Origin of the sequence: Anaerostipes sp. 992a (assembly GCF_001940245.1) — a bacterium.
Classification (GTDB): Bacteria; Bacillota; Clostridia; order Lachnospirales; family Lachnospiraceae; genus Fimousia.
Genome location: NZ_MJIG01000007.1, coordinates 1 through 12,500, shown reverse-complemented (window position 1 = coordinate 12,500; position 12,500 = coordinate 1). Strand labels below are relative to the sequence as shown.

The window sequence follows — 12,500 nt, the reverse complement described above, 5'->3', positions numbered from 1 at the left end:
CATTGATCTCATCTGTATGTTTCAATACAAAATCCAGATACTGCTCTACCATTAATACCGTAATACCTTTCCATTGATTAATTTTCTGGATCGCGGCACCAATATCTTTAATGATCGATGGCTGGATTCCCTCGGTAGGCTCATCTAAGATCAATATTTTAGGTTCTGCTACTAAGGCTCTTGCAATTGCCAACTGCTGCTGCTGTCCACCAGATAAAGAGCCGCCTTTTCTTTTTGCGAACTGGGGAAGAATCGGAAAAAGATCGTAGATATAATCTGGAATCTTCCCTTTTCCTCCAATCGGCTGTAATCCCAATTCAATGTTTTCTTCCACGGTCATCTGTGGAAAAATATCTCTTCCCTGTGGTACATATCCAATTCCTCTTTTTACTCGCTCATATGTTGGAAGCTTTATTAAATCTTCTCCGTTCATCTGGATTTTTCCTTCTGGAGTTTTTATCAATCCCATAATACTCCGCAGCGTTGTACTTTTTCCAACACCATTTCTTCCAATGAGGCCAACGATCTTTCCTTCTGGAACCTCTAGAGACAGATTTCTTAAAATACAGCTTTCTCCATAATACGCATCAACATTGGATAATTTCAACATCCTATTCGCCTCCCCTTCCAAGATATACTGCCTGAACAGTTTCATCTGCAAGTACGCTGGTAATGTCGCCTTCCATCAAAACCTTTCCTTCATGAAGAACCGTTACCTTATCCGCAATCTGTTTTACAAAATCCATATCATGTTCAATCACGATGATGGTACAGTCCTTTTTGATTTCTTTCAGAATTTCTCCAGTTCGAAAAGTCTCCGGCTTTCCCATTCCTGCTGCTGGTTCATCCAACATAATGATTTCCGGTTTCTGAACAATCTGCATTGCAATTTCCAACCATTGTTTTTTTCCATCTGCCAATGCACCCGCTCTTGTTTCTTTTTCATCTAACAGGCCTACTTTTTCTAAAATCCGATCGATTTCATCCAGTTCTTCCTTTCCTGGTTTATGAAAAATACTATCCAGAATACCTTTATGTCCTTTTAAAGAAAGGATCATATTTTCTTCCACTGTCAAGTTGATAAATACAGAAGGCACCTGAAACTTTCGCCCTACTCCTTCATTTACAATTTTGTATTCTTTCATTCCTGTCAGCCTCATAGGCTCACGATTCTTGGGATAATACATAACGGTTCCCTGCGTTGGTTTTGTCTTTGCACATATAATGTCCAATAATGTTGTCTTTCCTGCTCCATTAGGTCCAAGGAAAAAGTGAATGCTGTTCCGCTTAACATTTGCTTTTACATCTGTTAAGGCATAAAATCCATCAAATGACACTGAGATATTGTTGATTTCTAATACATTTTCATTCTGCTTCATAATTACTTTTTTCCGCTAAGAATTAACTCCCAGCGCCCTCCCTTCTACTTTTTTCTCTTTCTTTTTGCATCTGGTACGATCTTTTACAATTCCAACCAGCCCACCTTTTAAGAATAAGATGGTAATACAGAAGATTGCTCCGATCACATATTGCCAAATCTCTACAAAACCTCCAGAACTTAGCTGGTATTCACACAGATTAATCAAAAATGCACCGATAACTGCCCCGATGATGGTTCCTCTTCCGCCAATCGCGACCCAGATGACCATTGTAATGGAATAGGAGATCGTCATCTGGCTTGGTGTAATACATCCATTAAAATTTACAAAAATCGCACCTGCGACTCCTGCAAGAATCGCAGATAACACATATACAAATGTTTTATATCGACTCACCTGGTAACCAGAAAAATACGTTCTGTTCTCCCCATCGCGAATAGCAATCAACAGCTTTCCAAATTTACATCCTACTAAAAATTTAGCCCCTGCATATACCAGGATCAGCACGATCAAAGAAACATAGAACAATATCATAAGGTTTCCGAAATTCATATTTCCTTTGATACTTCCGAATACGGATTTGATATCTGTAATTCCCACATTTCCATTTGTATAAGGAGAAAGTGCAATAAATATTGAATACACTGCCCATGTCAATGCCTGAGAAATAATAGAGAAATAAACCCCTTTTACACGATTTTTAAAGATAAAATACCCGATTAATCCAGCAACGATTCCTGGCACTACCACCACCATCAGTAAAGTGACTGGCAATGACTGAAATGGCTTCCATATCAGGGGAAGCTCTGTGAGTCCCCCGATATGCATAAAATCTGTAATTGCACCTCCTGTACTCTGAAGCTTCAGATACATGGCCATTCCATAGCCACCCAGTGCAAAATAAAGTCCATGTCCTAAACTTAGGATTCCTGTATAACCCCAGATCAGGTCCAGCCCAATCGCCACAATTGCAAATGACATACATTTTCCAATAAATAATATGGTAGAGCTGGCTGTGATCATTCCACACTGATACAGCAACGGAATCAATGCCAGAACGATTACTATTATTCCAAAACAAAGATTACTACCTTGATTTTTGATTGATTTCATAGTCTTCCTCCTGTCTTATTCATCCAAACTTCTGCTCTTGATTACAAATAATCCCTGTGGCCGTTTCTGCAAGAAAACAATTACGATCAATAATACGACCGCCTTTGCGATGGTTGATGATGTGTAATTTTCTGTAAAGATGCTTGAGAAACCGATGATTCCTGAGCCCAACACGGTACCCACCAGTTTACCTACACCACCTAATACAACCGCCATAAAGGAGTTTACAATATAACTTTGTCCGATCGTAGAATCAATAGAACCAAGTAATGCCACGGAACATCCTGCTATCCCTGCTAGTCCTGAGCCAATAGCAAACGTAATATTATCTACTTTTCTAGAATTAATACCCATACACTGAGCCATCGGTCTATTTTGCATGACCGCACGCATCTTTTTTCCAAATCCTGATCTATACATAACCATATACACACCTAAAATACAAAGCGCTACCAATAGAAGAATAAATATTCTATTGTAGGAAAATGTACATCCCCCAATGGTCAATCCCCCTCTTAAAAAGAATGGTGCTGTCACATTTACTCCCTGCGTACCAAAGATACTTCTTGCCGCCTGCTGTAAAATCAGGCTGATGCCCCATGTTGCAAGCAAACTATCGATTTCTCTTCCATATAATCTTGAAATGACCAGCTTTTCCAGAACACTCCCTAACAAAAAAGTGATTAAAAAACTTACTGGCAGAGCAATAAAATAGAATAACCATTGTACATTGGATGGAAAAATCCCAGCAAATAGATTTTGTACCACATAGGTGGTATATGCCCCGATCATAACAAACTCCCCATGGGCCATATTGATCACCCTCATTAATCCAAATGTAATTGCCAGTCCCAATGACGTTAACAGTATAATGGAGCTTAGACTCAACCCATTAAACAAAGTATTGATAAACTGTACCATACGAACACCTCAATTTCTTCTTTCCTGCTTATTCGATTGGCTGAAGATTTGCTTTTACTGCCCAATCATAAGTCTTTAAGTATGGATCTGGATCTACTGGTTTCTCTGTAGAATATGTTTCATAGATCAGACCATCTTCTTTTACAACACCAATACGAACTGTTTTGGATACATGCTGATTGTCCCCATTAATGGTAACGGTTCCTTCCGGTGCTTCAAAGGATATTTCTCCACTCTTGATTGCTTCCTTTACATCATCTACTTCAAAGCTTCCTGCTTTTTCTACGGCTGCTTTCCATAAATATACTGCATCATATGCTGCTTCTACCGGGTCAGAAGTTACTCTGTCTTCTCCATATTTTTCCTTATAAGCCTTTACAAATTTTTCATTCACTTTTGTGTCTGTTGTCTGATAATAGTTCCAGGAAACCATATGTCCTTTCAGAATGTCAGAACCGATTGTTTTTACTTCTTCTTCTGCAATGGAGAAGGACATTGTCATATAGTCCTCACTTGTATAATTCTTTTCTGACATCTGCTTAAAGAAGGATACATTACCGGTTCCATTTAATGTATTTACAATAATATCTGGATCTGCTTTTTCAATTTTTGCAATAATAGCTGCGAAATCAGTCTGATCCATATCTGCATATTCTTCTCCTACGATTTCTAATCCCAGTTCTTTTGCCTGAGCTTCGATGATCATATTCGCCGTTCTTGGGAATACATAGTCAGATCCAAGAAGAAAGACTTTTTTATAACCCTGATCCTTCAAATATTCAACCGCAGGAACAATCTGCTGGTTCGGAGCAGCTCCTGTATATACAATATTTTCAGAAGATTCCATCCCTTCATACTGAACTGGATACCAAAGAAGGTTGTTATAATCTTCAAAAATACTTTTTACTGCTTTTCTTGATGAAGAAGTCCAGCATCCAAATACCGTTGCTACTCCTTCACTATCAATTAATTTTTCTGCTTTTGTGGCAAATGTAGACGGTTCAGATGCACCATCTTCTTCCACATATTCAATTTGCTTACCTAATACCCCTCCAGATTCATTGATTTCTTCAATTGCCAATACCTCTGCATCTCTTACGGCTTCTTCACTGATTGCCATAGAACCCGTAAGGGAATGAAGCAATCCTACCTTCACGGTATCCCCATCGGAAGCCCCCTTATTTCCACATGCTGTGCTTCCTAATGCTAATATAGCTGCCATTGCCAGTGTAATTACCTTTTTAAATTTCATATTTCTCATATCTTTCTCCTTCCATACTTTCTTTTCTTAATATCTATATAGAAAAGAGGCCGTTACCATCTTTCGATAATAACGACCTCTTTGCCGTACCATTTTTATTTTTCCATGCCAAATTTAATATTTAAATAATCGATGATCAGATCGACACATTGATCACGTCCAACCCGTGCTGAATTTAATGTCATATCATAGAGCACTGGATTGGTCCAGTTCTCTCCCCTCGTATAATATTCATAATAATCTGCACGATATTTATCTGTTTTCTGAATCATGCTGTGAGCCTCTTCATCTGTAACTCCCAAAAGATTTTTGATACTCTCAACACAATCTTTTCTTGGTGCTTCGATGTAAACACTCACTACATTATCCCGTTCTCTTAAAATATGATTGGCACATTTACCAATAATAATACAGGACTGTGTATCTGCCAAGTTTTCTATAATTTCTTTTTGTATATGGTATAAATTATCATCCGAAGTAAATTGTCTTTCCGTAGGCCCCACAACATAATCCCGTTTGGATGCCTGTGTCAATTTTTTTATGAATTTATTCTTTCTCAGTCTTTCATCAACCTGGTGAAACAGATTTTTATTAATTCCACTGGCATTGGATGCTATCTTCAAAATTTTACTGTCATAACATGGAATGCCAAGTCTTTTGGAAAGTTCTTTTCCTATGTACTTGCCGCCACTGCCAAATCCTCTTGCAATTGTTATTACATAATTCATGTCCCGCCTCTCCCTTCTGTCCTTTGTTGATATAAATATGTTATCACAGGTCTGAAATAGAAAAATACAGGAAAATCCAGTTATTTTCCAATAAAAAAACAGGAAATAAACATCTGCTTTCTGTTTATTTCCTGTTTTTCTTTGCTCATTTTACTTTTCTTTTTTGAATTGACTTGGTGTAATTCCTGCATATTGCTTGAAAATCTTTGTAAAATAATCTGGTGAAGAATATCCAAGCAATTGACTGATTTCATAGGTTTTTAGGTTCTCCTCCTGTATCATTTTTTTTGCATATTCTATTTTAATAATATTCATAACCTCTTTAAAAGGCATTCCAAAGTGCTGTTTGACCATTTTCCCAAAATAGTCCTTACTTAAATTCATCTGCTCGGAAAGCTGTTCCATGGTTATATTTTCTTCCAAATTTTCCACACAAATTCTACACACTCTGACAGAAAAATCATCCTTCTTATCCAGCTCCAGTTTTTCACAAACCACCTTCATAAAATCAGAATTAATTTCTTCCTTGCTCTGTATTTCCAATAAATCTTTTAAACGCTGCAGCATTTCCGCCAAATTCTTCCTCCGTATCGGCTTTACCAAAAAATCACAGGCTCCGTATAAAATACCCTGTCTGGCATACTCAAACTCATCATAAGAACTGATCAACACCGTCAAGACTGGAATTTTATGCTCACGTATTTCTTTTAACAATGTAATCCCATCCATATCTGGCATTCGAATGTCGGTGGCCACAACATCATACTGGAAATTTTTCAATTTTTCCATTGCCTCTCTTCCATTAAATGCTGTACCGGCAATTCGGAATCCATAATCCTTCCATTCTTTCATTTTGCTATATAGGAAACACATATTTTCATCATCCTCAACAATTAATACTTTATACATTCACCCGAGCCTCCTTTTTTATCAATTCTTCTTTTATTTCTGACTCCGTTTTCTCCCATACATCTAAAAGCTTATCCAGTTTAATTCTCTGTCCTCCTCTTGTCTTTTTATACAGATGTTCTACTGTATGATACAAAAGATTACAATAGAGACTTCCTGCCGTCCCCTTCATAGCATGTAAGATGTTTTCCAATTCTTCATAATCACTGAAGAGCAATGCATTTCTGACTTTTTTAAGATTCTGTTTTTGTGTATAAAGAAACATTTCCAGCAATTTTCTATATGCTTCTTTATCATGATCCAGTGTTTCCAGTAATTCCTCTCCGTCAAATACTACATAATCACTTTCCTCCACGATCAGCTCGTGATTTAAGATATGGAGAATATTTGTAGGGCGAAGGGGTTTGGCTAGATAATAATCAATTCCAGCACTTTTGATTTTCTCCTTCATTCCATCCATTGCATCTGCGGTCAATGCGATCAGTGGAATAAAACGATATTCCGGTTTCCTGCGAATTTGTTTTGCCAGCTCATATCCACTCATATCAGGCATACGAATATCTAAAATCACCAACTCGTAGATTTCTTCATCCATCATTTTTAACGCATGCGCTCCACTATTCGCCGTATCCACACATAGTCCTTCTCTCTGAAGAATTCGTTTCTCTACACGCAAATTCATTTCATGATCGTCCACCAATAAAATCTTTTGCCCACAGAATTTATATTCTTTCTCCTCTGCCTCCTCCAATTGAATTGTCTTGTCTACAACCTGAAAATTCATAGTAAAATAGAAAAAGGATCCTTTTCCTTCTTCTGATTCCACATGTAACGTATCCTTGCCATGGTTAAATTCTTTGATAATCTTCTTTGCAATTGGCAATCCCAGCCCTGTTCCACCAAATCTTCTGGTAATCGTACTATCGCTTTGCACAAAATCCTGGAATATGACTTTTTTCCCTTCCTCACTAATTCCAATTCCATGATCCTTGACTCCAAAAAAGATAATGCAATGATGGTTCATTGTTTTTTTCAATCTGACATCCACTAAGACCTGTCCATGGCTGGAAAATTTAATGGCATTTCCTATTAAATTCATTAGAACCTGCTTCAGACGAAATGCATCCCCTAATACCATTTCTGGTATTTCTTCTGCAATTGTAATTTGCAATTTCAGCCCCTTTTTTTCTGCTGTCTGTCTCATAACAACACATACTTCTTTTATAATGGTTCTAATATTGATTTGCCGATATTCAAATACCATCTGTCCAGCCTCAATCTTAGACAGATCCAACACCTGATTGATCAAATTTAATAACCCCTCCAGAGATATTTTCATAGACTGACAATACTCTTCCTGTTCTCTGGTCATTGGGCTCTTTTCCAAAAGATATAAATATCCTATCATTGAGTTCAAAGGTGTTCGAAACTCATGGCTCATTTTGGCCAGAAATTCTGTTTTGGCCTGACTTGCCTCATTTGCCCGATCTCTCGCTATGCGCATTCTATTCTCTGCTTCTTTTCGCAGTATCAATTCCTTTTGCAGAATATTTGAAAGTTTGTTAAATTCTTCTCCCATAAACTTCATTTCATAAACACCAGATGGGGAAATTTTCAGTTCCTGAATATCGGAAGCCTCTCTGCTGTTTTTATCAGAAATAATCTGTGTATATGTACGAATCGGAGATACATATAGCCGCTCAATTAAATACATCCACAGCCCAATCAAGCATAAAGAAAGCATTTCACACATCTTTTGTATTCTTAATGCCATTTTTAATCGACTTTCTGTATTTTTTACTTCTTCATTCACACGTCGATCAATGCTATTCTGAAATGCCCCAATTGGCGTCATAATATATGATTTTACCCTTTCATAATGCTCATTATATAAAAGCTCTACCGCTTTTTGGGACAGTTCATAATCAGAAAGGTCCTGATACTGCTCTGGAAGCTCTTCCTTCATAAGACGTTGCTTGTAATGCTCCATTTTATCATTATGATTTACCACAATTTCTGTTACTTCCATTTTTAAACGCATGGCTTCTTCTTCTGTCTCAACCAATTGGTCCGAATAGCCTTTTGCTTTCCTCAACAGATTCATTTCACGTTTTGTCAAATGACATTGCTGTAGTTCTTCGATAATCTGCTCTCTGCGCTGTTCTTCATAAATCTCATTCCAATAATTATAAAAATGAGAATAATCTCCAGTAATTACATATTGTCTCACTTCATTGGTAAGATAATCAGATGTATTGCCTAATTCTTCTCCCAGTCTTGCCCACTCATATCTATTATTTTGTGCCTTAGACACTCTATTACTACAACTTCCTACGTAATAATTGGTAATTATTGTAATACCAAGAATCATAGAAAACATAAAAAATGCACTTATAATGATCATCCGATTTGTAATATTTATCTTTCTTTTCACCTTTTCTTTTCCTATTCCATAAAAAAAGCAAAGAAGCCCCATCTGTTGCCTCTTTGCTAAAAAATATATCACACTATTAAAATTTGTCAACGATCTCCGGGTTTCATCAAAGACAGCCTGTGCTCCCCGAAGGATTTTTGTTATGTAATAAAAAACGCTAAGAACCACATACCTGTAATTCCTAACGCTTCTGAGTTGCGGGAGCCGGATTTGAACCAACGACCTTCGGGTTATGAGCCCGACGAGCTACCAGACTGCTCCATCCCGCGTTATTTAAAATAAAAAGCAAAAAAGGCGCCGACCAGATTTGAACTGGTGATGAAGGTGTTGCAGACCTCTGCCTTACCACTTGGCTACGGCGCCATGATGACTCCTACGGGAATCGAACCCGTGTTACCGCCGTGAAAGGGCGATGTCTTAACCGCTTGACCAAGGAGCCATATAATATATATGCCAGCTTCTAGGCCAAAGCCTTGATGCCGAAAAAACTCCCCGAGTAGGACTCGAACCTACGACAACGCGGTTAACAGCCGCGCGCTCTACCGACTGAGCTATCGAGGATTATTGGGTATGTACCCTAAAAACTACATATAGTATATTAACACATTTTTAAATTATAATCAAGTACTTTTTTCAAACATCTACAGCCATTCTCTGGTTAAGACCTCGACCGATTAGTGACAGTCAGCTCCATGCATTGCTGCACTTCCACCCCTGCCCTATCTACCTCGTCGTCTCCAAGGGGTCTTACTTCCGAAGAATGGGAGATCTCATCTTGAGGGGGGCTTCACGCTTAGATGCCTTCAGCGTTTATCCCTTCCAGACTTGGCTACTCTGCTATGCCGTTGGCACGACAACAGATACACCAGCGGTCCGTCCATCCCGGTCCTCTCGTACTAAGGACAGCTCCTCTCAGATCTCCTGCGCCCACGCCGGATAGGGACCGAACTGTCTCACGACGTTCTGAACCCAGCTCGCGTACCGCTTTAATGGGCGAACAGCCCAACCCTTGGAACCTGCTACAGCTCCAGGATGCGATGAGCCGACATCGAGGTGCCAAACCACTCCGTCGATGTGAACTCTTGGGAGTGATAAGCCTGTTATCCCCAGGGTAGCTTTTATCCGTTGAGCGATGGCAATCCCACTTTATACCACCGGATCACTAAGTCCTACTTTCGTACCTGCTCCACCCGTCGGTGTCACAGTCAAGCTCCCTTCTGCCTTTGCACTCTGCGAATGGTTTCCGACCATTCTGAGGGAACCTTTGAGCGCCTCCGATACCCTTTCGGAGGCGACCGCCCCAGTCAAACTCCCCACCTGACATTGTCCCCCAGCCGGATCACGGCTGCTGGTTAGAAATCCAATACTGCAAGGGTGGTATCCCAACAGCGACTCCTCATGGACTGGCGTCCATGATTCCACGTCTCCCACCTATCCTGTACATGCAGTACCGAATCCCAGTATCAAGCTAGAGTAAAGCTCCATGGGGTCTTTCCGTCCTGGCGCGGGTAACCAGCATCTTCACTGGTATTTCAATTTCACCGGGTGTGTTGTTGAGACAGTGCCCAAATCATTACGCCTTTCGTGCGGGTCGGAACTTACCCGACAAGGAATTTCGCTACCTTAGGACCGTTATAGTTACGGCCGCCGTTTACTGGGGCTTAAGTTCAGACCTTCGATTGCTCTAAGCCCTCCCCTTAACCTTCCAGCACCGGGCAGGCGTCAGCCCATATACTTCACCTTGCGGTTTTGCATAGACCTGTGTTTTTGCTAAACAGTTGCTTGGGCCAATTCTCTGCGGCCTGCTCTCGCAGGCACCCCTTCTCCCGAAGTTACGGGGCCATTTTGCCGAGTTCCTTAACAACACTTCTCCCGTCGGCCTTAGGATTCTCTCCTCATCCACCTGTGTCGGTTTACGGTACGGGCACATGAAATACGATAGCGGCTTTTCTTGACAGCCAGGGGCAAGGGCTTCGCTACTTATGTTCGCTCCCCGTCACGTCTTCGGATCGCACCGCGGATTTGCCATCGGTACTCCTACCTCGCTTGGACCGGACTTTCCATTCCCGGCTCCCTCTTCCTGTCTGTGTCCCCACAGTTCTGATTTCATGCGGTACAGGAATCTCAACCTGTTATCCATCGACTACGTCTTTCGACCTCGCCTTAGGCCCCGACTTACCCAGAGCAGATCAGCTTTACTCTGGAAACCTTAGATATTCGGCCAAGAAGATTCTCACTTCTTTCTCGCTACTCATTCCGGCATTCTCTCTTCTTAACCGTCCACTGCTCCTTCCGGTACAGCTTCCACCGTTTAAGAATGCTCCTCTACCAATCACTACGTGATTCCACGGCTTCGGTGTCGTGTTTCAGCCCCGGACATTTTCGGCGCAGGACCTCTCGACTAGTGAGCTATTACGCACTCTTTGAATGAATGGCTGCTTCTGAGCCAACATCCTAGTTGTCTTCGAAATCCCACATCCTTTTCCACTTAACACGCACTTTGGGACCTTAGCCGGTGGTCTGGGCTCTTTCCCTTTTGACCATCCAACTTATCTCGTATGGTCTGACTCCCATGAAACATCTGTCTGGCATTCGGAGTTTGATATGCTTTGGTAAGCTTTGACGCCCCCTAGGCAATTCAGTGCTCTACCTCCAGCAGACTATCATGAGGCTAGCCCTAAAGCTATTTCGAGGAGAACCAGCTATCTCCGGGTTCGATTGGAATTTCTCCGCTATCCACACCTCATCCCCACCCTTTTCAACGGATGTGGGTTCGGTCCTCCACTGCCTCTTACGGCAGCTTCAACCTGGACATGGATAGGTCACCCGGTTTCGGGTCTGCCCCTGCTGACTTTCGCCCTATTAAGACTTGGTTTCCCTTCGGCTCCGTGCCTCTGGCACTTAACCTTGCCAGCAGTGGCAACTCGCCGGACCGTTCTACAAAAAGTACGCGGTCCTACTTTAAAATAGTTCCACAGCTTGTAAACACAGGGTTTCAGGTTCTCTTTCACTCCCCTCCCGGGGTCCTTTTCACCTTTCCTTCACAGTACTATGCGCTATCGGTCACTAAGTAGTATTTAGCCTTACGGGGTGGTCCCCGCTCATTCCCACAAGGTTTCACGTGTCTCGTGGTACTCTGGATCCTGCTGGCTGGCTCCTGATTTCGGATACGGGGCTCTCACCCTCTCCGGCAGGCTTTTCCAAAACCTTTCTCCTATCTTCTGCCAATACCGTATGCAGTCCGAACCCCGGAATGCACGCATTCCGGTTTGGGCTCTTTCGCGTTCGCTCGCCGCTACTTACGAAATCGATGTTTCTTTCTCTTCCTCCGGCTACTTAGATGTTTCAGTTCACCGGGTTCCCCCTGCATGGCTATGGATTCACCATGCAGTGACCAGGGTCTTCCTGGCCGGGTCTCCCCATTCAGATATCTGCGGATCATGGGATATTTGCTCCTCCCCGCAGCTTTTCGCAGCTTATCACGTCTTTCATCGGCTCTTAGTGCCAAGGCATCCACCCTGCGCTCTTATTATCTTAACCTTCATCGTTGTGTAGCGTCACAACAATGGGCTGCGCGGATCTTTTCTAAGATCCTGGGATCTTCCGATCCCTCGTTTGTTTGATTAGATGTCTTGTTGTTAGTATAGATTCATTGACCTATATTATCTCTTCGTTAATATATATCTATATGCAGTTTTCAAGGTACATGTGTTATTCTCTGCTGTTTGATCAGCAGCGGCATATAAGAACTCTTT

At 41.2% G+C, this 12,500-nt stretch carries 8 protein-coding genes, 4 tRNA genes and 1 rRNA gene (1 of these 13 running past the window's edge); all 13 read right to left on the bottom strand.

Features of this window, described 5'->3' with window-relative positions; genetic code table 11:
* On the bottom strand, positions 1–610 hold the 5' portion of the coding sequence (gene urtE / locus BHF69_RS13290) for an urea ABC transporter ATP-binding subunit UrtE (protein WP_075672426.1). The gene continues 83 nt to the left of window position 1, outside the view; the window shows 610 of its 693 coding nt (coding positions 1–610); the start codon lies at positions 608–610; its stop codon lies beyond the left edge, outside the window.
* 1 nt (position 611) lies between these two features.
* A complete protein-coding gene (urtD, locus tag BHF69_RS13285; RefSeq protein WP_075672424.1) occupies positions 612–1,379 on the bottom strand; it encodes an urea ABC transporter ATP-binding protein UrtD in 768 nt (255 codons plus the stop codon).
* A 15-nt stretch (positions 1,380–1,394) separates the two neighbouring features.
* Positions 1,395–2,492 (bottom strand): urea ABC transporter permease subunit UrtC, encoded by a 1,098-nt coding sequence (gene urtC, locus BHF69_RS13280; RefSeq protein ID WP_075672422.1) that lies wholly within the window; start codon positions 2,490–2,492, stop codon positions 1,395–1,397.
* 15 nt (positions 2,493–2,507) lie between these two features.
* A complete protein-coding gene (gene urtB, locus BHF69_RS13275; RefSeq protein WP_075672420.1) occupies positions 2,508–3,413 on the bottom strand; it encodes an urea ABC transporter permease subunit UrtB in 906 nt (301 codons plus the stop codon).
* Between the two features lie 28 nt (positions 3,414–3,441).
* The gene (gene urtA, locus BHF69_RS13270) at positions 3,442–4,674 is read right to left on the bottom strand and encodes an urea ABC transporter substrate-binding protein (RefSeq protein ID WP_075672418.1); all 1,233 of its coding nucleotides are present in this window, start codon (positions 4,672–4,674) and stop codon (positions 3,442–3,444) included.
* Between the two features lie 95 nt (positions 4,675–4,769).
* Positions 4,770–5,402 carry a cytidylate kinase-like family protein gene (locus tag BHF69_RS13265; protein ID WP_075672416.1) on the bottom strand — a complete coding sequence of 211 codons (633 nt, stop codon included), beginning with the start codon at positions 5,400–5,402 and terminating at the stop codon, positions 4,770–4,772.
* 150 nt (positions 5,403–5,552) lie between these two features.
* Positions 5,553–6,311 carry a response regulator transcription factor gene (locus BHF69_RS13260; protein WP_075672414.1) on the bottom strand — a complete coding sequence of 253 codons (759 nt, stop codon included), beginning with the start codon at positions 6,309–6,311 and terminating at the stop codon, positions 5,553–5,555.
* Positions 6,304–8,745, bottom strand: a complete 2,442-nt coding sequence (locus BHF69_RS13255) for a response regulator (RefSeq protein WP_158022588.1) — start codon at positions 8,743–8,745, stop codon at positions 6,304–6,306. The genes BHF69_RS13260 and BHF69_RS13255 overlap by 8 nt, the downstream gene beginning before the upstream one ends.
* A 195-nt stretch (positions 8,746–8,940) precedes the next feature.
* A tRNA-Met gene (locus tag BHF69_RS13250) sits at positions 8,941–9,014 on the bottom strand.
* 23 nt (positions 9,015–9,037) lie between these two features.
* A tRNA-Cys gene (locus tag BHF69_RS13245) sits at positions 9,038–9,108 on the bottom strand.
* A gap of 4 nt (positions 9,109–9,112) precedes the next feature.
* Positions 9,113–9,184, bottom strand: a tRNA-Glu gene (locus tag BHF69_RS13240).
* A gap of 49 nt (positions 9,185–9,233) precedes the next feature.
* A tRNA-Asn gene (locus tag BHF69_RS13235) sits at positions 9,234–9,306 on the bottom strand.
* Between the two features lie 93 nt (positions 9,307–9,399).
* Positions 9,400–12,285 (bottom strand): 23S ribosomal RNA (locus tag BHF69_RS13230).
* Positions 12,286–12,500: the final 215 nt, after the last annotated feature.

Coding starts and splice junctions, on each gene's coding strand:
- BHF69_RS13260 (WP_075672414.1), bottom strand. CDS start 6,311: ATGTATAAAGTATTAATTGTTGAGGATGATGAAAATATGTGTTTCCTA.
- urtD (WP_075672424.1), bottom strand. CDS start 1,379: ATGAAGCAGAATGAAAATGTATTAGAAATCAACAATATCTCAGTGTCA.
- urtC (WP_075672422.1), bottom strand. CDS start 2,492: ATGAAATCAATCAAAAATCAAGGTAGTAATCTTTGTTTTGGAATAATA.
- urtA (WP_075672418.1), bottom strand. CDS start 4,674: ATGAGAAATATGAAATTTAAAAAGGTAATTACACTGGCAATGGCAGCT.
- urtB (WP_075672420.1), bottom strand. CDS start 3,413: ATGGTACAGTTTATCAATACTTTGTTTAATGGGTTGAGTCTAAGCTCC.
- BHF69_RS13265 (WP_075672416.1), bottom strand. CDS start 5,402: ATGAATTATGTAATAACAATTGCAAGAGGATTTGGCAGTGGCGGCAAG.